Source organism: Paraburkholderia sp. RL17-383-BIF-A, from assembly GCF_046028015.1.
Lineage (GTDB): Bacteria > Pseudomonadota > Gammaproteobacteria > Burkholderiales > Burkholderiaceae > Paraburkholderia.
On record NZ_JARESR010000003.1, the window covers coordinates 55782 to 77807 of the forward strand.

17 protein-coding genes and 1 tRNA gene are annotated in these 22026 nt (G+C 62.5%); 11 read left to right on the plus strand and 7 right to left on the minus strand.

Going from position 1 to position 22026, the window contains the following annotated elements:
* Positions 1-237: 237 nt before the first annotated feature.
* Positions 238-1290: a helix-turn-helix domain-containing protein gene (locus P0D71_RS04325; protein ID WP_408479334.1), complete on the plus strand. Its 1053-nt coding sequence runs from the start codon at positions 238-240 to the stop codon at positions 1288-1290.
* Positions 1291-1347: 57 nt separating this feature from the next.
* Here the strand turns inward: P0D71_RS04325 and P0D71_RS04330 are convergent, their stop codons facing one another.
* Positions 1348-3741 carry a heavy metal translocating P-type ATPase gene (locus P0D71_RS04330; RefSeq protein ID WP_408479335.1) on the minus strand — a complete coding sequence of 798 codons (2394 nt, stop codon included), beginning with the start codon at positions 3739-3741 and terminating at the stop codon, positions 1348-1350.
* A 78-nt stretch (positions 3742-3819) separates the two neighbouring features.
* Between P0D71_RS04330 and cadR the strand changes: the two genes are divergently transcribed.
* The 6 genes from cadR (at position 3820) to P0D71_RS04360 (ending at position 9370) form a co-directional block, all read left to right on the plus strand.
* Positions 3820-4251 (plus strand): Cd(II)/Pb(II)-responsive transcriptional regulator, encoded by a 432-nt coding sequence (cadR, locus tag P0D71_RS04335; RefSeq protein WP_091797368.1) that lies wholly within the window; start codon positions 3820-3822, stop codon positions 4249-4251.
* Between the two features lie 101 nt (positions 4252-4352).
* Complete coding sequence (locus tag P0D71_RS04340; RefSeq protein ID WP_091797365.1) at positions 4353-4553, plus strand: hypothetical protein; 201 nt, start codon at positions 4353-4355, stop codon at positions 4551-4553.
* A gap of 55 nt (positions 4554-4608) precedes the next feature.
* Positions 4609-6012 carry an ATP-dependent RNA helicase DbpA gene (gene dbpA / locus P0D71_RS04345; protein ID WP_408479336.1) on the plus strand — a complete coding sequence of 468 codons (1404 nt, stop codon included), beginning with the start codon at positions 4609-4611 and terminating at the stop codon, positions 6010-6012.
* A gap of 310 nt (positions 6013-6322) precedes the next feature.
* Positions 6323-7477, plus strand: coding sequence for a pyridoxal phosphate-dependent aminotransferase (locus P0D71_RS04350; RefSeq protein WP_091797359.1), 1155 nt, complete (start codon positions 6323-6325; stop codon positions 7475-7477).
* 134 nt (positions 7478-7611) lie between these two features.
* A complete protein-coding gene (locus tag P0D71_RS04355) occupies positions 7612-8406 on the plus strand; it encodes an ABC transporter substrate-binding protein (protein WP_091797356.1) in 795 nt (264 codons plus the stop codon).
* A 118-nt stretch (positions 8407-8524) separates the two neighbouring features.
* On the plus strand, positions 8525-9370 hold the full coding sequence (locus P0D71_RS04360; protein ID WP_408479337.1) for a helix-turn-helix transcriptional regulator: 846 nt from the start codon (positions 8525-8527) through the stop codon (positions 9368-9370).
* A gap of 21 nt (positions 9371-9391) precedes the next feature.
* Here P0D71_RS04360 and P0D71_RS04365 read toward each other — a convergent pair whose 3' ends face one another.
* The 3 genes from P0D71_RS04365 to P0D71_RS04375 all read right to left on the minus strand — a co-directional run bounded on the left by P0D71_RS04365 (position 9392) and on the right by P0D71_RS04375 (position 12212).
* Complete coding sequence (locus tag P0D71_RS04365) at positions 9392-9979, minus strand: LysE family translocator (RefSeq protein WP_408184008.1); 588 nt, start codon at positions 9977-9979, stop codon at positions 9392-9394.
* 124 nt (positions 9980-10103) lie between these two features.
* Entirely contained in the window at positions 10104-11966 is a 1863-nt protein-coding gene (locus P0D71_RS04370; protein ID WP_408479338.1) for a hypothetical protein, read from the minus strand.
* Between the two features lie 170 nt (positions 11967-12136).
* A tRNA-Lys gene (locus tag P0D71_RS04375) sits at positions 12137-12212 on the minus strand.
* 204 nt (positions 12213-12416) lie between these two features.
* On the opposite strand from P0D71_RS04375, the gene P0D71_RS04380 reads away from it, so the two are divergent.
* On the plus strand, positions 12417-12821 hold the full coding sequence (locus P0D71_RS04380; RefSeq protein ID WP_309395355.1) for a PaaI family thioesterase: 405 nt from the start codon (positions 12417-12419) through the stop codon (positions 12819-12821).
* A 35-nt stretch (positions 12822-12856) separates the two neighbouring features.
* Positions 12857-13735 (plus strand): patatin-like phospholipase family protein, encoded by an 879-nt coding sequence (locus P0D71_RS04385; RefSeq protein WP_408479339.1) that lies wholly within the window; start codon positions 12857-12859, stop codon positions 13733-13735.
* Between the two features lie 101 nt (positions 13736-13836).
* On the opposite strand, the gene P0D71_RS04390 is transcribed toward P0D71_RS04385, so the two are convergent.
* Entirely contained in the window at positions 13837-14850 is a 1014-nt protein-coding gene (locus tag P0D71_RS04390) for a D-2-hydroxyacid dehydrogenase family protein (protein WP_408479340.1), read from the minus strand.
* A gap of 378 nt (positions 14851-15228) precedes the next feature.
* On the opposite strand from P0D71_RS04390, the gene P0D71_RS04395 reads away from it, so the two are divergent.
* Positions 15229-17085, plus strand: coding sequence for a phosphoenolpyruvate carboxykinase (GTP) (locus P0D71_RS04395; protein WP_408479341.1), 1857 nt, complete (start codon positions 15229-15231; stop codon positions 17083-17085).
* Between the two features lie 341 nt (positions 17086-17426).
* Positions 17427-18530 carry a transcriptional regulator GvmR gene (gvmR, locus tag P0D71_RS04400; protein ID WP_408298359.1) on the plus strand — a complete coding sequence of 368 codons (1104 nt, stop codon included), beginning with the start codon at positions 17427-17429 and terminating at the stop codon, positions 18528-18530.
* A gap of 164 nt (positions 18531-18694) precedes the next feature.
* Here gvmR and P0D71_RS04405 read toward each other — a convergent pair whose 3' ends face one another.
* Positions 18695-21373: a DNA topoisomerase III gene (locus P0D71_RS04405; RefSeq protein ID WP_408479342.1), complete on the minus strand. Its 2679-nt coding sequence runs from the start codon at positions 21371-21373 to the stop codon at positions 18695-18697.
* Between the two features lie 247 nt (positions 21374-21620).
* Complete coding sequence (locus P0D71_RS04410; protein WP_091797318.1) at positions 21621-21998, minus strand: thioredoxin family protein; 378 nt, start codon at positions 21996-21998, stop codon at positions 21621-21623.
* Positions 21999-22026 lie beyond the last annotated feature (28 nt).

Consider the following 22026-nt stretch of genomic DNA (forward strand, 5'->3'; position numbering starts at 1 on the left):
ACCGTGCTGGTGACCCATGCACACGCGGCAGGCACTAGCGCACGGCATGGCGCACGAGATTGTTCAGTCGCTATCAAGGGGGCGTCACAATTTTGAGCAATGCACGCAGTGCTGTTCATCCATTGAACAGTGGGCCTGTGGGCTGGCGGTACGATTCGAGTGGCGAGGCGTCGGAGTCGTTCGGCATGGGAATTGCCTTTCCCTGTCACCCTCATGTTCCGTTTGCGCAGATCCGGTATGACGATCGACACTTTCCGCGATAGCCTGGCCGCTTCGGTGCTCACGCCGCAGCCGAGCTTCTGCGTGCAGACCCGCGTCGCCCATGATGCCGACGAGCAGGCGCGCAATCTTCATGGCTGGAGCCAGACCTACGACCAGTTGACGGCGGGGTGTTTTGTCGGCGGCCTGACGGAGTTGTGTCTCGACCACATGCAGGTGTTCGTCGAAACGACCAGCCATACGCTGCGGCAAACCTGCGAAGTGCAAAAGGACGCCTACTGGTTTGGCATTCCGACTTGCCCTGCCGGTTCTGGCCGCATCGACGCGCAAGTGATCGCCGGCGACGCGCTCGCGTTCCGTCCGGGCGGAATCGAATTTGAGCTGCTGACCTCTGCGGGTTACGAAATTTTTGGTGTGGTGGTCAAAGGCGAGGTGCTGCGCCGTTACGCGGAGCAAGTGGAGCGCATCGGTCTGGCCGACCCCGTGCCGAATACGCAGGTCGTGCCGATCGGCATGGCGCGCAAGGAACAGTTGTGCGCCACGCTGCGTCAGTTGCTCGACGATGGCGCCGTGCGCGGCACGCCGCTGTCTTCGGTTGCCCGCAATAATCTGCAGGCCGCGGTGCTGGCTTCGCTGTTCGACGTCGGTGCGTTGCCCGCTTTGGAGTCAGCTTCGGAGCAGGTTGTGATGCCGACGCGGCCGCGTCGGCAGTCGATCGTGTCGGAAGCGCGCGACTATGTGCTGTTCAATCGCGACCGCGCGGTGAGCGTGCCGGAGTTGTGCGAGCAGTTGCATGTCAGCCGGCGCACGCTGCAATACTGCTTTCAGGACGTGCTCGGCATGGCGCCCGCCACGTATCTGCGCGCGATTCGCCTGAATGGCGCGCGGCGCGATCTGTCGAGCGCAACGCGCTCGGTGCAGGACGTCGCGGCGGCGTGGGGCTTCTGGCACCTGAGCCAGTTCGCGACCGATTACCGGAAGCTCTTCGGCATGCGGCCTTCGGATACGTTGAAGGCGGCGATCGGCGCTCACGCTGAGACGGCCGGCGCGGTGAACGCGGTCGCGCACTGACCTTGGCCGGCTGCAAGCGCCGTGCGCTGCACCGCAGCCGCAAAACTCGCTACGCCGTCACTTGCGCAACAGCCGCAACCCGTTCGCTACCACCAGCAGGCTCGCGCCGACATCGGCGAAAACGGCCATCCACATCGTGCCGAGGCCGATCACGGTCAACACGAGGAACACGCTCTTGATGCCCAATGCAAGCGTGATGTTCTGCACCAACACCGAATGCGTCGCCTTCGACAGGCGAATGAATGCCGGAATTTTGCGCAGGTCGTCGTCCATCAACGCGACGTCGGCGGTTTCGATTGCCGTGTCGGTGCCCATCGCGCCCATCGCGAAGCCGATGTCGGCGCGTGCCAGCGCGGGCGCGTCGTTGATGCCGTCGCCGACCATGCCGACTGTCGCGTGATCCTTCGACCACTGCGCGACCGCGTTGAGCTTGTCTTCCGGCAACTGATTGCCGCGCGCTTCGTCGATACCGACTTGCTGCGCGATCGCGGCGGCGGTGTGCGGGTTGTCGCCGGTCAGCATCGCCGTGCTCACGCCGAGGCGCTGCAATTCGGCGATGGCGGCGCGGCTCGTCTCCTTCACCGTATCGGCGACCGCGAACAGGGCCAGCACGCGTTCGGCGTCCGCCAGCATCACCACGGTCTTGCCCTGGCGTTCAAGCCCGTCGAGCCGTGATTCGAGCGACGCCGAGCAGCGTCCGAGTTCTTCGATCAACCGATGATTGCCGAGCCAGTAGGGCAAGCCGTCGATCTCGCCGCGCACGCCGCGTCCCGCGAACGCCTCGAAGGCGTCGACCGTCAGATGGCTGACGCCGTCGGCCTTCGCGGCCGCGGCAAGCGCCATTGATACCGGATGATCCGAGCGTCCCGCGAGGCTCGCCGCGAGCGCGCGGCAACGGACCGCGTCGACCTCGGCAAGTATCTCGAACTCGGTTTGCACGGGCTTGCCGTGGGTGAGCGTGCCGGTTTTGTCGAGCGCGAGCCGGGTCAGCTTGCGGCCCCGTTCGAGAAATGCGCCGCCCTTGATCAGAATGCCTTTGCGGGCGGCCGCGGCGAGACCGCTGACGATCGTCACCGGCGTCGAGATCACGAGCGCGCATGGGCACGCGATCACCAGCATCACCAGCGCCTTGTAGATCCACGCTTGCCACGCTCCGCCGAAGAGAAGCGGCGGCACGATGGCCACGGCGAGCGCGACGGCGAACACGATCGGCGTATACACGCGGGCGAACTGATCGACGAAGCGCTGCGTCGGCGCCTTGGTGGCCTGCGCTTCTTCGACTGCATGGATGATGCGCGCGAGCGTCGTATTGCCGGCGGCGGCGCTGACGCGATAGTCGAACGAGCCGGGCTGGTTGATCGTGCCGGCGAACACCGCGTCGCCCGTCTCCTTGTCGACCGGCAGGCTTTCGCCGGTGATCGGCGCCTGATTCACACTCGAGCGGCCCGCCACGATCTCGCCGTCGAGCGCGATCCGCTCGCCCGGCTTTACGCGGACCACGGCGCCGGGCGCAATCGCCTTGAGGTCGATGGACCGCCAACTGCCGTCGGGCTGTTGTACGCTGGCCTGGTCGGGCGTGAGTTGCATCAGGCCCTGGATCGCATTGCGGGCGCGGTCGAGCGACTTCGCCTCGATCAGTTCGGCGATGGTGAAGAGCACCATCACCATGGCGGCTTCCGGCCATTGCCGCAGGATCAGCGCGCCGGTCACCGCGATACTCATCAGCGCGTTGATGTTCAGGTTGCCGTTGCGGATCGCAAGCCAGCCCTTCCTGTACGTCGTGAGGCCGCAGGAGAGGATGGCGAGGATCGCCAGAGCCGCAGACACCCAGACCGGTGCACCGAGCCAGCCTGCGGCCTCTGAACCGGCCGCGGCCACACCGGCGAGCACCAGCGGCCACCACGGTTTGGGCGGCGCGTGCGGAGCGGCGGTGGGCGGTGCGTGCGGATCGGCGTCCGCCAGTTCCGGCGTGAAATCGAGCGAACGGAGCGCGGCGAGGATCGAGTCGAGCGCCTCGGGCGCGTGGACCACCGTCAAGACCCGCTGCATCAGGTTGAAATCCATGCTGCGCACGTGCGGCATGCGGCTGAATTTCTTGCGGATCAGCGCTTCCTCGGTTGGGCAATCCATCTGCATGATGCGGATGGCGGTGCGCAGGTCGCTGCCGACGGCTTCCGGTTGCGGCAGCCGGACCGGTGCCGACGCGGCTCCCGCCGTCGCGCAACAAGGTGTGTCGGCGGGACTGTGAGCGTGGCGATGGTGGCCGTGGTCGTGGTCATGGTCATGGCCATGGCCGTTGCCATGGTCATGAGCGTGGTCGCCGTGGCCATGGTTGCACTTCGCGCCGTGACCATGAGCCGGGTCATGCGCATGAGCATGGCCGTCGTGCCCGTCGGTACAGGCTTTCGCCCGTTCCAGGCGGTCGGTTTCGGCATGGTTGGCTTGAGGCATGGTGGCTTCCTGGTTCGATTTGTGGTCTAGTAAACACCTTGAAGCCACTACAAGGTCAAGGCCGCATCCGGAGGGTCCATGAAAATCGGCGAATTGGCGAAAATCGCCCATTGCACGACCGAAACCATCCGTTTCTACGAGAAAGAGAGCCTGTTGCCGGAAGCGGAGCGCACGGAGGCCAATTACCGCAGTTACACGGCAAAGCACGTCGAACGGCTGCGTTTCATCCGTAATTGCCGCGCGCTCGACATGACGCACGACGAAATCCGTGCGTTGCTGCGTCTGACCGACGCGCCGGCCACCGGCTGCGGCGGCATCAATGCCTTGATCGACGAGCACATTGCGCACGTCGATACCCGCATCGACGAACTGAAGCAGCTCAAAGTGCAATTGACCACCTTGCGCGAGCAATGCCACGGCGAACAGGCCGTGGAAGATTGCGGCATCGTGCACGGGCTCAACGAAATGGATGTGAGCGCGCCGCGTGCGCGGCATACGCACCTGGGTTGATAGCCTTCGGCCGTCGTCACCCCGACGGCCGCGACCCATTCACGGCTGGGCCGCTCGTGCGGCCCGCCGGATCAACAATCGAATCCAGTTGGAGAAGCAACGTGTTTACCTGTAGAAATCAATCCTGCGAAGCCCAGTGGGAGCAATCGGACGTCGTCATCAAGAACGAAGGGCAGGGCCTCCTGTTCCGTTGCCCGATGTGCGGCGCGCGCAATTACGTCGAGCGTTTCGACGGGGACGACGGCTCGGTGTTGTACGAGCAGATCGAAGGCCGTCCCGCCCCCGGTCCCATGGCCGAATAGTTTTTGCCTTCAGCAGCCTCTTGCCGACTCCAGCCGATTGCGAGCCATCACACCTATGAACAGTCCCACCACCGCCGGCGCGCCGTTTAGCCAGCTACCGCTGCCGCCCGCGACGCTCGCCAACCTGACCCAGCTCGGTTACGTCGAGATGACGCCGATTCAGGCCGCGAGCCTGCCTATCGCGCTCGCCGGCCACGATCTGATCGCCCAGGCGAAAACCGGCAGCGGCAAAACCGCGGCGTTTTCGCTCGCGCTGCTGGCGCGCCTCGACGCGCGCAACTTCGCCGTGCAAGCCATGGTGCTGTGCCCGACGCGCGAACTCGCCGATCAGGTCACGCAGGAAATCCGGCGCCTTGCGCGCGCCGAAGAAAACATCAAGGTGCTGACGTTGTGCGGCGGCACGCCCATGCGTCCGCAAATGGCGAGTCTCGAACACGGCGCGCACATCGTGGTCGGCACGCCGGGCCGCATCATGGATCACCTGGAGCGCGGCAGCCTGCCGCTGCAGTCGCTCAACACGCTGGTGCTCGACGAAGCGGACCGCATGCTCGACATGGGTTTCTTCGACGATATCGCGACCGTGGTGAAGCAGTGCCCGAAAGAACGGCAAACGCTGCTGTTTTCGGCGACGTATCCCGAAGGCATTGTCAAACTGAGCCAGCAATTCCTGCGTAATCCGAAGGAAGTCAAACTCGCCGAGCGGCATGACAACACCAAGATCCGTCAGCGCTTCTATGAAGTGACCGAAGACGGGCGTCTGCACGCGGTCGGTCTGCTGCTGAACCACTATCGCCCGGTGAGCACGCTGGCGTTCTGCAATACCAAGCAGCAATGCCGCGATCTGCTCGACGTGCTGCGCGCGCAGGGATTTCATGCGCTCGCGCTGCATGGCGAACTCGACCAGCGTGAACGCGATCAGGTGCTGATCCAGTTCGCCAATCGCAGTTGCTCGGTACTGGTAGCGACGGATGTCGCCGCGCGCGGTCTCGACATCGCGCAGCTCGAAGCGGTGATCAACGTCGACGTGACGCCGGATCCGGAAGTGCACGTGCACCGCATCGGCCGCACGGGCCGCGCCGATCAGGAAGGCTGGGCGCTGAGTCTCGCGAGCATGAACGAGATGGGCCGCGTCGGCAGTCTCGAACAGGCGCAAAAGCGCGAGGTCGAGTGGCACAAGCTGTCCGAACTGACAGCGGCGAGCAACGAGCGACTGTTGCCGCCCATGGAAACGTTGCAGATTCTCGGCGGGCGCAAGGAAAAGATCCGCCCCGGCGACGTGCTCGGCGCGCTGACCGGCGAGGCGGGTTTCGCCGGCTCGCAGATCGGCAAGATCAACGTGACGGAAATGTCCACCTACGTGGCGGTGGAGCGCAGTATCGCGCGCGATGCGTTGCGCAAGCTCAGCGCCGGCAAGGTGAAGGGCAAAAAAGTCAAAGTCCGCCTGATGGACGACGCCTGATGGACGACGCCTAAGGCAACGCCGGCCGCGAGCGCTCCGCTCGTGGCCGGGCGCATCACATTACGTCATACCTCTGCAGTTTCAAGCGTTCTTCACGCAGCCTCATTTCTTCCCCGAAAGCACCGATCTGTCTGGCTTCGCCCGTGGCGGCGCGGGTTCGCGTCAGCCATGACGTAAACGCATGCGGCGCATGACAAAGTTTCGATTGTGACGGTTCTTTGGCTGATGCCTAATCACCACACCAGAAGGGACCGCCGCGCAGCTGGCCGTCCGTGAATCCGCTGCCGGATGGAGAAAGGGAGAAAGCCTTATGCAGAGCGCCACACAAGCCCGCTCGAAGTTGCCTGATGTGGGCACGACGATTTTTACCGTGATCGGTCAACTGGCCGCGCAACACGATGCGCTGAATTTGTCGCAAGGCGCGCCGAACTTCGCGCCGGACCCCAAACTGATTGACGGCGTTGCTCAGGCCATGCGCGCCGGGCATAACCAGTACGCGCCGATGGCCGGCATTGCCGCCTTGCGCGAAGCGCTCGCCGACAAGGTCGCCACGCTGTACGGCGTGCGCTACGACCCGTCCAGCGAAGTGACCGTCATCGCCAGCGCGAGCGAAGGGCTGTATTCGACGATCAGCGCGTTGGTGCATCCGGGCGATGAGGTGATCTACTTCGAGCCTTCGTTCGACAGCTACGGCCCGATCGTCCGCCTGCAGGGCGCGACGCCCGTGCCGATCAAACTGTCGTTGAGTGATTTCCGCGTGGACTGGGACGAGGTCGCCGCAGCGATCACGCCGAAGACCCGCATGATCATCATCAACACGCCGCACAATCCGACCGCGACCGTGTTCAGCGAAGCCGACGTCGAGCGCCTGAAGGCCATTACGCGCAATACCGATATCGTGATTCTCGCCGACGAAGTCTACGAACACGTGGTGTTCGACGGCGCGAAGCATCAAAGCATGGCTTGCCATTCCGAACTCGCGGAGCGCAGCGTGATCGTTTCGTCGTTTGGCAAGTCGTATCACGTGACCGGCTGGCGTGTCGGCTATTGCCTCGCGCCCGCCGCGCTGATGGACGAGATTCGCAAAGTCCATCAATTCATGGTGTTTTCTGCCGATACGCCTATGCAGTACGCGTTCGTCGACGCACTGGCCAATCGCGAAAGCTACCTCGGCCTGTCCGCGTTCTATCAGAAGAAGCGCGATCTGCTCACGGACGCCCTGCGCGATTCGCGCTTCGAATTGTTGCCGAGCGAAGGCAGCTTCTTCATGCTCGCGCGTTTTCGCGGCTTCTCCGAAGAAAGCGATAGCGATTTCGTGCTGCGCCTGATTCGCGACGCACGTGTTGCTACGATTCCGCTGTCGGCTTTTTATACCGATGGTACGGACTCCGGCTTGATCCGCCTGAGTTTCTCGAAGGATGATGCGACATTGATCGAAGGCGCGCGCCGTCTGTGCGAGATCTGATTGTGTGAGTCACGGATGCAAGTGGCGGCTTCACGCGACGGCGGGATTTTTGACCGCAGTATGATCGTCGCGCCGTCACGCATCAGCGCGCCGCAGTGCGGCGTGACAATAAATCGAAGGGAAAGGGACCTGCTATGAAATTGCTCAAGCCTCTATTGGCACTGGCCTGTGCTTTTGCGTCGCTCGCGGCGTCGTCCGCCGCGAACGCCGCCGAGACCTCGACGCTGCGTTTCGGCCTCGAAGCGCAGTATCCGCCGTTCGAATCGAAGGGGCCGAACGGTGAGTTGCAGGGTCTGGATATCGACGTCGGCAATGCCGTTTGCACCGCTGCGCATATGACGTGCAAATGGGTCGAGACCTCGTTCGACGGGCTGATTCCCGCGCTGCAGGGTCGCAAGTTCGACGCGATCAACTCAGCGATGAATGCGACCGAACAGCGCCGTCAGGCGATCGATTTCACCACCGTCGTGTACCGCGTGCCCACGCAGTTGATCGCGAAGCGTGACAGCGGTCTGCTGCCGACCACGGCCTCGCTGAAGGGCAAACGCGTGGGCGTGTTGCAGTCGTCGATTCAGGAAACTTTCGCCAAGACGCACTGGGAGTCGGCGGGCGTGACCGTCGTGCCGTATCAGGACCAGAACCAGGTCTATGCGGATCTCGTGGCGGGCCGTCTCGACGCGACGCTCGTGCTGGCGCCGGCCGGACAGACCGGCTTTCTGTCGAAGCCGAACGGCAACGGTTACGCCTTTGTCGGCGAGCCGGTGCGCGACGACAAGATTCTCGGCAGCGGCATTGCATACGGCATTCGCAAGGGCGATACCGCATTGCGTGAGCGCCTGAATGCGGCGATCGCGAAGCTGCAGGCCGACGGTACCGTGAAGACGCTGGCTGCGAAGTATCTCGGCAATATCGACGTGACGGCGAAATAAGCTGTCGCGCCACGTGGTTCATGTTGTTAGTGAGTCGGCTTGTTGATGGTGCGTTTGGCGGCTACGATACGTAAGCCTTGCTGCGGCGAGGCCTACGCAATAATCGGAGAGCGCACACATGAGCGGAATCACGCAGGCGGCTGTTCACGCGAAAAGCGCTTGCGCGCCGCGGTTCTGGCGCAATGATGCGTTGCCGTTCATCGAGGTGCGTTCCATCGAAGACGGCCGCGAGGTCTGCTACGCCAAACATTCGCACGAAACCTTCTCCATCGGCGCCGTGACCGGCGGACGCAGCGTCTATCTGAATCGCCACACGCGTGAATGGATCGGCGCGGGCGCGGTCGTCATGATGAATCCGGACGACGTGCATGCCTGCAATCCGGTTGCCGGCGAGCGTTGGTCGTATCGCATGATGCATGTCGACGTCGCATGGCTCACGTCGCTGCAACACGAATTGGGTTTCAACGAGAACCACGCGTTTCACGCGTTCTCGCAGACCATGTCTACAGACGCTGCATTGTTCGGCGGTTTGAACCGGCTGCATGCGATTCTCGTCGACAGTAACGCCGACGTGTTGCGCAAGGAAAGCGCGGCTATCGCCTTCTTCTCCGAAGTACAAAACAAGCTGAATCCGGCGGTCTTGCCGGATCGTGACGCGACCCGTCAACTCACGCGTGCGGCGGAGTTCATTGCTGAAAACTGCACGCGCTCGCTAAAACTCGAAGACATTTGCGACGCGGTCGGTCTGTCCGCGTCGCATCTGATCCGCGCTTTCAAGCAGCGCTACGGCATGACGCCGCACGCATACCTGATCAACCGGCGTATTCAATACAGCCGTGCCCAACTCAGGCGCGGCCGGGTGATTGCGGAGGTCGCGCTCGACGCCGGTTTTGCCGATCAGGCGCATTTGCAGAGAATCTTCAAGCGGCTGGTCGCGGCGACGCCGGGGCAGTATCGCAGTTGAAGCTGTGGCGGCGGCCGTGCGTCAAGCTGCGAGCAGATACAGCGCGCTCGCCGCGAGCAACGCCGCCAATATGCGATTGAAGAACCTCACCCGCTGCGGTTGCTGCAGGTATTTGCGCAGGAACGTGCCGGCGTAGGCCCAACTGGCGATCGACAGATAGCAAATCACGAAGTACAGCACGGTGAATTGCGCGATGAGCCTGCCGTCGCCGTCGGCTGCATACGCACCCATGCCGGCCAGCGACGCGAGCCAGGCTTTTGGATTGAGCCACTGCATGGCCGCGCCGTAGGCGAAGGACGGTCCGCGCGCCGGCTTGTCCGCGCCGAGTTGGCCGTCGTCGACAGCGAGTTTGTAGGCCATGTAGAGCAGGAAGCCCACGCCGGCCCATTTGACTATGGCGATCAGGTCGGGGAAACGGGCGAGCAGTTCATGCAGCCCGAGGCCAATCAGCAGAAGCAGCACAGTGAAGCCGACGGTCGCGCCGGTGACATGCCGCATGCTCGCGGCCAGGCCATGTTGCGCGCCGGCGCTGAGCGCGACGACATTCACCGGGCCCGGTGAAATAGAACAGGCCAGCGCGAATGCGGCCATGGAGAGCAGTGCGGTCATCGGAAGCCTCGATACGGAAGTGCGCAGGATCTGCGGCGCTCAAAGGTATCGGGCGAGGGTGCCGGGTGTATTGAAGGAAATTGCTATGGCCGGCCCGTGATGTTGCGCCCCGGGCCTTGCGGTTTTAGCGATGCGTGATGCCGCACCATTGGTACGGAAAGACGCCTTGGCCGACATAGGCGCGGTAAGTGGCGCAGGAATTGGCGTCGATGGTGAAGCCATGCCGCTCCAGAACAGGACGCGCCTGTTCGATCAGTTGAGCATTCTCCGCGGCCACGTCGCGCACGTCATCGTGGCGGATGTCGAGCCGGCACATGCGATTGTCGGCGGCGTTTGGCGTCCATTGCAGGCTCGCGTGAAGGTGCAGGCGATCGATCGCGGCTTGTATCGTGTTGCAGCCTTTCACGCCCTCCGTTAGTCCGATGGCGTTGGCGATCCGATCCATCTTCGCCACGTTGTCGACGCGCCAGTTATGTCGGCCTTCGATGATCGCATACGCGGGACCGCCGCGAGAACGCACAAGCTCCGCTATGTGCTGATCGAATTGCGGCGAGTAGGGAAAGCTGCCGTCGATCTGCGTGAACGAGACCGACACGGGAAAGAACTGCACGATCCAGCCCCATGGCGGATTCCCGCCGACAATAACCGCCGTCGTGTTCTGAGGGCTAGTCAAAGCGGGCACATCGGCACGGAAGGCCGACCTTGCCCAGCGCTCGTGTCCCCAAGTCTCGACGCCGCCGGCCACGACAACCATCGTCGTCACGCAGAGCAACCATGCGGCAACCCGTCGCGCCGTCAGGTAAGGCAGTAGCCGGTCGAGCAGCAGATACGCGACGAGCGGCGTCAGTGTTTCGATCGGAACGACGTAGCGGTAGATGCTGAACAGAATCATCCACAGGAAGTAGCCCAGCGCCACGAAAGTCGTGACGTATGCCGCTCGCGAACTCAGTCGCCGGGTTCGAGGCCGGCGGCGCAATAGCTCCGCGAGCCGGGTGGCGGCCAGCATCCAGAACAGCACGTACACGACAGGCCAGATGATCTGATGCAGGCGTGCTTGTCCGACGCGCTTCGAATCGAATGCAAAGACGAAGGGCCAGAGAATGTATTCGCGCGCGTTTTTCGGCAGCCACGATTGATCCGCGACGCCGCTCGGCGGGCTGAGCGGATTGGGGAAGATCGAGCTGAACTGTGGAAAGAACGGGTTGCCGAACGTGTGCCACATTACTGCCATCCAGTAGCCGCCCGCAGCCAGCAAGCCGGCGAGAGCGCCCACGCCGAACAGGAAAGCGGCGCGCACGCGCGCGAACGGTGTTGCTGGCAACAGCAGCAACCCTGCGCAAAGGGCGAGGGCAAACGGCGCATTGGTCAGCTTGAGGCCCATGCCAAGGCCGGCGATGAGGCCCGCGCATACGAGTCCTGCAGCGGTGGCCGCCGACCACGTTGCCAACCGGTCCCACAGATGCAAGACGAGCAGCAGCGCGGCGAGCACGAACAGCGTGGTCGTGTCGTCGCCCATGGAATTGCCGAAGCCGGACAGAAAATTCGCTGTCAGGATGCCGGCTGCGGCAAGCAGTAGAGGCGTGCGGTTCGCGTCTTCGGGGGGCAGTTGCGGCAGGGTTCGCCGGATGATCGACAGCAACAGCACGAAATTGAGGCCGTGCAGCGTGCCCATGATGAAGCCCGCCAGCGGCGCGGGAAACGTCCGGTTCAACGCGTGGTAGAAGACGTCGAGCATCGGATTGAAGTAGGTCTGCATGCCGGCCGGCGCGAAATCGGTATGCAGCTTGTCGTTCAGGAACGCGAAGCCGTTGTACTGGTGATAGTTGAACCCGTCCCAATTGCGGTCCTGGCCGAGGAAAAGCGACCACAGGCCGAAGAGGACCGGGATCCACACACGGGCGGCGGCGCTCAGGCGAGGGTCGTTGAGATCCCATGACAAGGCCCGCTGCCAGAAGGAGCGGCGAGCGGGGCGGTCGATCGTGTGCATGTTTTTGTCGGTGCGGGGAAGTGCAAAGCTTTGCGCCGCATGGAGGGCGGCGAGGGCAGCCGACATGGTATCGGAAGGCAAGCGCGCGAAGGTTGGCCTTTGCAGTGCCTTTGGGGAGGCTGAAAAGCAAAAAGCCCGGTCCTTGCGACCGGGCTTTTTGCTTTGAATCTTGGTGGGGCGTGAGTGACTCGAACACTCGACCTACGGATTAAGAGTCCGCTGCTCTACCAACTGAGCTAACGCCCCCAACAGAAGCGAAATTATGCAGAAATTTTTCGGGCTTGCCAAGCCCCCTTAGCAGATTTCTTAAAAATATTTGCATCGACGGTCCCGAGGCATTCCTCAATGGACTCGCTGTCGTGAAAAAGGCGTTGTCTATATCGTCCCGGTATCATGTCGCGGACACTTTGCCGCACGCAGCATCGCGCGGCTTTCGACCTGGGGCTTGCCATGGATGACAAAGAGATTATCGAATTACTCGACCGCATCCTCGCGCCGTGGGTCCGCGCGCTTACGCTGACGCCGGTCAAGGTCGATGAAGAAAGCGCCACGCTGCGCCTGCCGTTTTCGGGCGGGCTGCGTCACGCGGGTGGCGTGATCTGCGGCCAGGTCTTCATGGCCGCGGCGGACACGGCCATGATCGTCGCCATTTCGGCCGCGCTCGGCGGTTTCAAGCCGATGAGTACGGTCTCGCTCAATATCAATTTCATGCGCACGGTGCGCAAGGGCGACGTGCTGATCACCGCGCGAGTGCTACGCATGGGCCGCAACCTCGTGTTTGGTGAGGTCGAATTGTTCGACGAAGCGGGCAACATGGCCGTCCATGCCACCACGACCTACGCACTACTCGACTAAAACGGGCAGAGCGCCGCATAAGAGGAAAAATCAGGATGTTCGATCAGGTCGTATTCGCCGGCGGTGGCAATCGCTGTTGGTGGCAGGCGGGTTTCTGGGACGTGGTGCAGCCGGAATTGCGGATCCGGCCGCGCGTCATCACCGGCATTTCGGCCGGCGCCGCCACCGCGTGCATGCTCTACACGCGCGATTCCGACTGGGTGATGCGCTATTACGAAGACGCGTTGCGTCACAACACCCGCAACGCCTACTGGGGCAACCTGCTGCGTGGCGAGTCGGTGTTTCCGCATTACCGTATCTACCGTCAGGCGCTGCTCGACATCTACGGCGAGAAGTTTCCGACGCTCGCCGATGCGCCGGAAATCCGCATCGGCGTGTCGCATCTGCCGCGCTGGCTCGGCGCGCGCAGCGCGGTGGCCGCCGGTCTGATCGCGTACAACATCGAAAAGTACGTGCGTAAGACGCTGCATCCAACGCTCGGGCAAACGCTCGGCTTTCATCCGGAGTTCGTGCGCGCGCAAGATTGCGCGAGCGTCGAAGATCTGGCGGATCTGATCCTGCAATCGTCGAGTACGCCGCCGTTCACGCCGGTGCTACGGCGCAACGGCCGGCCGGTGCTGGACGGCGGCATGGTCGATAACGTGCCAGTCGGCGCGCTCGACTCCGAGGCGCCCGGCAACGTGCTCGTGATGGTCACCCGTCTCTATCCGCGGCCGCAGATGTTCGTCGTGCCGCACGGCGTACAGCAACGGCTCTATGTGCAGCCGTCGCGCAAGGTGCCGATTTCCAGTTGGGATTACACGAGCCCCTCGCAGATGGTGCACGCGTACAACCTTGGCCGCGCCGATGGCGAGACCTTTCTCGAACGCATGCCCGATCTGATGGAAGCCGCCGCGCACGAAACGGCGCGGTGAGAGCACTAGCGGTGGCGAGGGCCGATACTGCGCGAACCCCGCTGGACGAACTCTCTTGCGGCTCAGCAGGCACCGAGCCGCTCACCGCGGAACTTGCCGTTCTAACGCCGGCGGCCGCCTTGTAACGCTTCCGGATTCGCCACGCTGCTCGTATCGCCAGCGTCGAAAGCCAGAATGTTGTTGAACGCCGCGGTGAAATACTGCTCGTAGCTTTCCCGCTCCACGTAGCCGATGTGCGGCGTGCAGATCACGTTTTCCATGCGCAGCAGGCTGTAGCCCTGCAGAATCGGCTCGCTTTCGTAGACGTCGATAGCGACCATCCCCGGACGATTGTGCGGCAACGCGTTCACCAGCGCGTTTTCGTCGAGCAACTCGGCCCGGCTCGTGTTCACGAGCAGCGCGGTCGGTTTCATCCGCATCAGGTCTTCCTGTTTGACGATGCCGCGCGTGTCGTCGTGCAGGCGCAAATGCAGCGACAGCACGTCGCTCTGCTCGAATAGCGCCTCGCGGCTCTCCGCCACGCTGTAACCGTCGGCGCGAGCGGCTTCGCGCGAATGCTCGCGGCCCCAGATCAACACCTTCATGCCGAATGCCTTGCCGTATCCGGCAAGCAGCTGGCCGATCTTGCCGTAACCCCAGATTCCCAGTGTCTGACCGCGCAACACCTGCCCCAAACCAAAGTTCGGCGGCAGCGCCGACGTCTTCAGACCAGACTGCTGCCAGGCTCCTTGCTTAAGGTTTGCTACGTATTGCGGAATCCGCCTCTGGGCCGCCATGATGAGGGCCCACGTCAATTCGGCGGGCGCGTACGGCGAACCGGTGCCTTCGAGCACGGCAATGCCGCGCTCGGTACAGGCCGCCAGGTCGATGTGGCTCGACACCTTGCCCGTCTGGCTGATCATGCGCAAACGCGGCAGTTTATCGAGCAGTTGCGAGTTGATGCGGGTGCGTTCGCGAATCAGAACGAGTGCGTCGACTTCGGAGAGACGGCTTGCCAACTGGCCCAGACCGCGGACGGTGTTGTTAAAAACCTTGACCTCGTGGTCGGCCAGCAATTGAAAGCAGTCGAGCTTGCGAACGGCGTCCTGATAATCGTCGAGGATGGCAATCTTCATGGTATGTGTCTTGCGACGCACCTTGGTGGTGCGGAACGGAGTGTTATGCTGACTGTCCCACCATGTGACCTAGGTCACATGCCGGTCTGGCTGAATGCCTTACCGTAGTAGCTACCGCACAGAATGGCAGCGCCACGGCAAAGGCCGATTGACATCGTTTTTAACAGTTTGTTGCGTGTTGAGGCAAGCCGCTTTACAGACGGTTGCAGAAGCCCCGTCGGCTGGCCTCCCCGCTCAACAGGCTGTGTGGCCCGGAATGACCTGCACAATTGCGCGTCGGGTGGCAGCAACCCCGGCGTGAAGAATTGAACGCCTCTCGCATGCAGCGTCACTGGGCTTGTACCGTTTTTCTATTGCTTTCAAAACGGAGACAAGTCGATGAATCATCCCTCATTCGAAGGTCAGCCCACTATCGAGGCGCCCGCGTGGGTCAAGAACCGAAAATTGGTCAACTGGGTGCAGCGCGTCGCTGCGATGACCAAGCCGGAGCGGATCGTCTGGTGCGACGGCTCGCAGGAAGAATACGACCGGCTTTGCGCGCAGATGGTCGAAGCGGGCACTCTCAAAAAACTCAACCCCGCCAGGCGTCCCAATTCTTATCTCGCATGGTCCGACCCGTCCGACGTGGCGCGCGTCGAAGATCGCACCTTCATCTGCTCGCAGCACCGCGAAGACGCGGGCCCCACCAATAACTGGATCGCCCCGGCCGAGATGCGCTCGACGCTCGACGGCCTGTTCGAGGGCGCCATGCGCGGCCGCACCATGTACGTGGTGCCGTTTTCGATGGGGCCGCTCGGCTCGCCGATCGCGCATATCGGCGTGGAACTGAGCGACAGTCCGTACGTGGTCACCAACATGCGCATCATGACGCGCATGGGCCGCGAGGTGTATGACGTGCTGGGCGAAGACGGCGAATTCGTGCCGTGCGTCCACTCGGTCGGCGCGCCGCTCGCGGCGGGCGAGAAAGACGTGCCGTGGCCGTGCAACGCTACCAAATACATCGTTCACTTTCCTGAATCGCGGGAAATCTGGAGTTACGGCTCGGGTTACGGCGGCAATGCGCTGCTTGGCAAAAAGTGTTTCGCGCTGCGCATCGCCTCGACCATGGGCCGCGCCGAAGGCTGGCTGGCCGAGCATATGCTGATTCTCGGCGTGACCTCGCCGGAAGGGCGCAAGCATCATGTCGCGGCGGCGTTTCCGTCGGCGTGCGGCAAGACCAACTTTGCGATGCTGATCCCGCCGGAAGGCCTGAACGGCTGGAAAATCTCCACGATCGGCGACGATATCGCCTGGATCAAACCGGGCAAGGACGGCCGCCTGTACGCGATCAATCCGGAAGCCGGCTACTTCGGCGTGGCGCCGGGCACGAGCGAGAAGACCAACTTCAACGCAATGGCCACGTTGAAGGAAAACGTGATCTTCACCAACGTTGCGCTGACCGACGACGGCGACGTCTGGTGGGAAGGCATGACGGACGAAGCGCCCGCGCACCTGATCGACTGGCAGGGCAAGGACTGGACGCCGGCGAGCGCGAAGGAAAGCGGCCGCAAGGCGGCGCACCCGAACGCGCGCTTCACGGCGCCGGCCTCGCAATGCCCGTCGATCGACGCCGACTGGGAAAATCCGGCGGGCGTCGCGATCGACGCGTTCATCTTCGGCGGCCGCCGCTCCACCACCGTGCCGCTCGTCACCGAAGCGCGCAACTGGGTGGAAGGCGTCTACATGGCGGCTACCATGGGTTCCGAAACGACCGCCGCGGCGGCCGGCCAGCAGGGCGTGGTGCGCCGCGATCCGTTCGCGATGCTGCCGTTCTGCGGCTACAACATGAGTGACTACTTCGGTCATTGGCTGAAGACCGGCGAGCGTCTGCAGCAACTGGGCGCGACACTGCCGAAAATCTTCTGCGTCAACTGGTTCCGCAAGGGCGCGGACGGCAAGTTCGTCTGGCCGGGCTTTGGCGAGAACATGCGGGTGCTGAGCTGGATGGTCGGCCGGATCGAAGGCTCGGCTCAGGGTGAGGAACATGCTTTCGGCGTGTCGCCGAACTATGAGGATATCGACTGGAGCGGGCTGAATTTCAGCCGCGAGCAGTTCGAGCAGGTGATTTCCGTGGACGACGCAGCGTGGCGCGACGAACTCGCGCTGCACTCGGAACTGTTTGACACACTGCAGCAGGGCCTGCCGCCCGCGCTGACCCAAGCCAAACGAGCGCTCGAAGGGAAACTTGCCGCCTGATCATGTGAGTATTCACTTCGCATGAAAAACCGCCTTCGGGCGGTTTTTCTTTTGGAGGCGACCGCAGAGCGAGTTCTTTCTGATTCCACACCGCGCGCACAAGCTTTACGTCTGTTGGGTTAAAAAAGGCCGTGCAAGCTGCATTGCAGCAGATTGTTTCTTTTCATGGAACAATCGATGATCGCGCCCCATGTTAGGGCGCACAGTCGCACAAATATTGACAATATTTCCGCTTTCGCGGGCAACTTACACACGATTTCCCGAGTCGTAGGAGAATTCCAAGTTCGCTTCACTGGTTTTCACTAATTGTCAGGAAGCAGTAACACGGCAGGAGTTGTCCTATGGATCATTTGCAGTCGATGCGAGTTTTCGTCAAAGTGGCGGATCTCGGCAGTTTTGCCCGCGCTGCGAGCGCGATGGATATTTCCAACGCAGTTGCCACCCGTCACGTTGCCGACCTCGAAGGCCGTCTCGGTACGCGACTGCTCAATCGCACCACCCGCAGCTTGTCTCTGACCGAATCAGGCCAGGTTTATCTCGAGCGTGCGCGCCAGATTCTCGACGAACTGGAAGACGTCGAGCAGATGGTGGTCGCGCGCAATCACGAACCCGTCGGCACGTTGCGAATCGTCGCGCCGGTGGTGTTCGGGTTGCACAATCTCGCGCCCGTGCTTCAGACGTACGCGGAGCGCTATCCGAAAGTTATCCCCGATGTCACGCTGGTCGACCGTCAGGTCGATCTGGTGGAAGAAGGCTTCGACGTAGGCGTGGTGATCGCGCGGCAAATGCGCAGCGCAAGTATCGTCACGCGGCGTCTCACCACGGGTTGCATGACCGTGTGCGCTACGCCGGCGTATCTGGAGAAGCACGGCATGCCCACCCGTCCGGAGCATCTGCTCGAGCATCCGTGCCTGAGCCTGCCTTCCGAATATTGGGGCGACGAGCGCGTGTTCACCGGCCCGGAAGGCGAGGTCCGCGTGCGTCCGTCGAACGTGATCGTGGCGAACAACACCGAAATGCTGCGTCAGTTTGCGCTGCTCGGTATGGGCATCGCCATCCTGCCGAGCTATCTGATCGGCCGCGACATGACGCGCGGCAGGCTCGTGCGGCTGCTCGGCGACTACCGGCTGCCGCAGGTCGAGATCAACATTGCGTATCCGAGCCGCCGCCACTTGCCCGCCAAGGTGCGCACGTTCATCGACCATCTGGTCGAGCATTTCAGCCAGACGCCGAACAGCCTGCTTGGTGAACAGTGGATCAAGGAGGATGGCCTTGGCCGGACTGCTATGACGACGGCGCCCGATTCCGCGGATCCGATGCCACCGGAAGCCTTCGACGGCGCTGAGCCGCTCTCGCGCCTGCTGGACAGCGAGTTATCGCCGCTGCCGAAGTCGCTGGCAAAAACAACGACCCGCACTCGACCCACAGCCTTGTCGCCGCTGTAAGTGGTCAATCAGTGGTGAATCGATAAAGCCGGCGGCGCCCGCACAGGGCGTTTTCCGGAGAAGCAACAAAAAAAGGCGCGATCACACAAGTGATCGCGCCTTTTCTTATGGTGGCCTCGAATGAAGCCGGCCGGAGATGAATCTCGCTCCGGCCGCCGGTCCACTTACGAGCCGGTTTTGCGTGCCGCCGTTTTCCTCGCGGGCGCCTTTTTGGCTGCTGCGGTCTTGGTTGCGGGTGCCTTCTTAGCCGCCACCTTTTTGGCTGCCGGCGTGGCCTTGACCGCGACCGGAGCGTCACCGTCCTCAGACTCCGAATCCACCGAATCCGCCGCTGCCTTGGCAGCCGACTTGGCCGCCGCGGTCTTCGCTGCAGTTTTCGCCGACGGCTCCTTCTTCTCGAACTCGAAGCCGATCTTGCCGTCGTTCTGCTTGACTAGGAATGCCTTGAAGTTCCGGCCGGTACGTGACGACTTGAAGTTGGTCAGCAGGTCAGTGCGGCCTTCTTCGAGTAGCTTGGACATCTGTTCGCGGGCAATTTCCTGCTGCAGGATCACCTTGCCGGAGCGGAAGTCGCAAGTCTTCGGATTGGCGACCGAGTTTTCGCAGACGTAGCTCATGCCGTGCTCGAACACGCGGCCCTTGCACTTCGGGCACGCGCCGACCGGCTGCTGCTCGGAGAAGTCGGGCGGTTCGCCGTCTTCACCGCCGGCATCCTGGCCGAAGTCGAATTCGAGCTTGAAGTTCTTGATCTCATCGTCGAACGAGAGCTTCAGGATCGCCGAGAACGGCCGGCCCATCTTGCTGCGGAAACCCGACAGCGGTCCGATCGTCTTGTTTCGCAGCAACTCTTCGACTTCCGGAATTTCGAACTGACGTCCGCCCGGGATCTTCGAAATGGAAAACTCGCACTTCGAGCAGGCAAAGCGCCGGTAGTTTTCCTTCACCTGGCCGCCGCAATTCGGACACGGTGTTTCCAACGTCGCGTAATCGCCCGGTATCGTGTCGGAATCGTACTCTTTCGCACGCTTCACGATGGTCTGCGTCATGCGGGCGATTTCCTGCATGAACGCGTCGCGCGGCAGGTTGCCGCGCTCCATTTGCGAGAGCTTGTATTCCCACTCGCCAGTCAGTTCCGGCGCGGTCAGTTCCTTTACGCCGAGGCCGCGCAACAGCGTCATGAGCTGGAAAGCCTTGGCGGTCGGAATCAGATCGCGGCCTTCGCGAATCAGATACTTTTCACCCAGCAAACCTTCAATGATCGCCGCACGCGTGGCCGGTGTGCCGAGACCTTTGGCCGCCATGGCTTCGCGCAGCTCGTCGTCTTCGACGAGCTTGCCCGCGCCTTCCATGGCCGACAGCAGGGTGGCTTCGTTGTAGCGTGCGGGCGGTTTCGTCACCAACTGCTGGGCGGCGATCTTGTCCGTCTTGACCTTCTCGTCCTTCTGCACAGGTACGAGGTTCGCGTCTTCGCCGCTGATTTCGCGGCCATAGACCTGCAACCAGCCCGGTTCGACCAGCACCTTGCCTTCAGTCTTGAAGTGATGGCCGACCACTTCGGTGATCCGCGTCGTCACCCGGTATTCGGCGGCCGGGAAGAACACCGACAGGAAGCGCTTCACGACGAGGTCGTAGAGCTTCTGTTCCGGCTCGGACAGATTCTTAGGCGCTTGCAGCGTCGGGATGATTGCGAAGTGGTCGCTGATCTTCGAATTGTCGAAGATGCGCTTGTTCGGTTTCACCCAGCCCTTGTCGAGCACCTGCTTGGCGAAAGGCAGATAGTTGTTGCTCTCCTTGAGCATGCCGAGCGTCTCTTTGACCGTATCCATATAGTCTTCCGGCAGCGCGCGCGCGTCGGTACGGGGATAGGTCAGCACCTTGTGCTTTTCGTACAGCGCCTGGGCGAGGCCCAAGGTGTTCTTCGCCGAGAAGCCGAAGCGGCCGTTGGCTTCACGCTGCAAGCTGGTCAGGTCGAAGAGCGCCGGCGACAGTTGCGTGGACGGCTTCGATTCCTCGGTCACCGTGCCGATCTGGCCGCGGCAGGCGGCGACGATCGTTTCGGCCGCGGGCAGCGCCCACAGACGCGAATCGCGTTTTTCCGGATCGAACTCGTCGCGCTTGAATTTCGGATCGAACCAGCGGCCTTCGTAGAAGCCGGCCGCGCAGACGAATTCCGCCTTCACTTCCCAATAGTCGCGCGGGACGAAGCGGCGAATTTTCTCTTCGCGCTCGACCACGATCGACAGCGTCGGCGTTTGCACCCGCCCGACCGTGGTCAGGAAGAAGCCGCCGCCCTTGCTGTTGAACGCGGTCATGGCCCGCGTGCCGTTGATGCCGACCAGCCAGTCCGCCTCCGAGCGGCAGCGCGCCGCATCGGCGAGCGGCTGCATCTCTTCGTCGCTACGCAGACGGGCGAAGCCGTCGCGGATCGAGCCCGCCGTCATGGATTGCAGCCACAGGCGCTGCACCGGCTGCTTGGCCTTCGCGTGTTGCGCGATCAGACGGAAAATCAGCTCGCCCTCGCGCCCCGCGTCACATGCGTTGATCAGACGGTCGATATCCTTGCGCTTGAGCAGCTTGGTCAGCACCTTCAGGCGCGACTCGCTCTTGGCGATCGGATTGAGATCGAAATGCGGCGGAATGACGGGCAGGTTGGCGAAACTCCACTTGCCGCGCTTGACTTCATAGTCTTCGGGCGCGGCAATTTCCAGCAGGTGGCCGACTGCCGAGGAAAGGACGTATTCGTCGCTTTCGTAGTATTCGTCATGCTTGGTAAAGCCGCCCAAAGCGCGCGCGATGTCGTTCGCGACGGAAGGCTTTTCGGCGATGATCAGTGCTTTGGACATGACTCGATGTGAGGTTGGTAGATCAGGGTTGATGGCCGTGAGTGCGCTTTTGCTAGCGCGACCCTCGTTTGCGACCTTTGCGACCCATTAACGACCGCTTTATAGCACACGGCGCGAAGGCGGCGTGTCAAGTGCCATAAAGCGCGCCATCATAATTGCGCGCTCAGCCATTGGGCAAGTTGCGGCAAATGCCCTGTGCACCACTCGCAACGCCCGAGCTGGTGGGCCCGCAAACCGGCCGCCCGAGTCAGGCTGCAGCCAGCGCCGGCCGAAGCTTGGGCGCGCCGCTGACGCCGGGCACCGCCGTCAGATCAGACAACATCCGTTCCACAATCGCCGCCTGCGGCAGAACCGTGCCGAAAAACCGCGTCGTAACCGAATCTTCGATCAGTATGGTCGGAAAATTCTCCACATCCAGATCGTCGAAGCGGTCCGCATGGGTTTCGATGTCGATCCATGCGAAGCAGATTTCCGGGTGCCGGTCCGCCAGTTTGTCGAAAGCGTCCCGATACTCGCGGCAGGTTCCGCACCATTCCGCGCACAGGCAGGCAACGAACAGCGTGTCGGGTTCGTTGACGCGCTCGGCGATCCGGTCTTGGTCGGTGTCGAGGTTCAGCGCGGGCATGGTGGTTCCTTACGTACTTTTGTCAGGT

Excerpts from the sequence above, each read along its gene's own strand:
- P0D71_RS04395 (WP_408479341.1), top strand. The coding sequence starts at position 15,229 with ATGAATCATCCCTCATTCGAAGGTCAGCCCACTATCGAGGCGCCCGCG.
- P0D71_RS04385 (WP_408479339.1), top strand. The coding sequence starts at position 12,857 with ATGTTCGATCAGGTCGTATTCGCCGGCGGTGGCAATCGCTGTTGGTGG.
- P0D71_RS04365 (WP_408184008.1), bottom strand. The coding sequence starts at position 9,979 with ATGACCGCACTGCTCTCCATGGCCGCATTCGCGCTGGCCTGTTCTATT.
- P0D71_RS04325 (WP_408479334.1), top strand. The coding sequence starts at position 238 with ATGACGATCGACACTTTCCGCGATAGCCTGGCCGCTTCGGTGCTCACG.
- P0D71_RS04380 (WP_309395355.1), top strand. The coding sequence starts at position 12,417 with ATGGATGACAAAGAGATTATCGAATTACTCGACCGCATCCTCGCGCCG.
- P0D71_RS04350 (WP_091797359.1), top strand. The coding sequence starts at position 6,323 with ATGCAGAGCGCCACACAAGCCCGCTCGAAGTTGCCTGATGTGGGCACG.
- P0D71_RS04330 (WP_408479335.1), bottom strand. The coding sequence starts at position 3,741 with ATGCCTCAAGCCAACCATGCCGAAACCGACCGCCTGGAACGGGCGAAA.
- P0D71_RS04405 (WP_408479342.1), bottom strand. The coding sequence starts at position 21,373 with ATGTCCAAAGCACTGATCATCGCCGAAAAGCCTTCCGTCGCGAACGAC.
- P0D71_RS04355 (WP_091797356.1), top strand. The coding sequence starts at position 7,612 with ATGAAATTGCTCAAGCCTCTATTGGCACTGGCCTGTGCTTTTGCGTCG.
- P0D71_RS04410 (WP_091797318.1), bottom strand. The coding sequence starts at position 21,998 with ATGCCCGCGCTGAACCTCGACACCGACCAAGACCGGATCGCCGAGCGC.
- P0D71_RS04390 (WP_408479340.1), bottom strand. The coding sequence starts at position 14,850 with ATGAAGATTGCCATCCTCGACGATTATCAGGACGCCGTTCGCAAGCTC.
- cadR (WP_091797368.1), top strand. The coding sequence starts at position 3,820 with ATGAAAATCGGCGAATTGGCGAAAATCGCCCATTGCACGACCGAAACC.
- dbpA (WP_408479336.1), top strand. The coding sequence starts at position 4,609 with ATGAACAGTCCCACCACCGCCGGCGCGCCGTTTAGCCAGCTACCGCTG.
- P0D71_RS04360 (WP_408479337.1), top strand. The coding sequence starts at position 8,525 with ATGAGCGGAATCACGCAGGCGGCTGTTCACGCGAAAAGCGCTTGCGCG.
- gvmR (WP_408298359.1), top strand. The coding sequence starts at position 17,427 with ATGGATCATTTGCAGTCGATGCGAGTTTTCGTCAAAGTGGCGGATCTC.
- P0D71_RS04370 (WP_408479338.1), bottom strand. The coding sequence starts at position 11,966 with ATGCACACGATCGACCGCCCCGCTCGCCGCTCCTTCTGGCAGCGGGCC.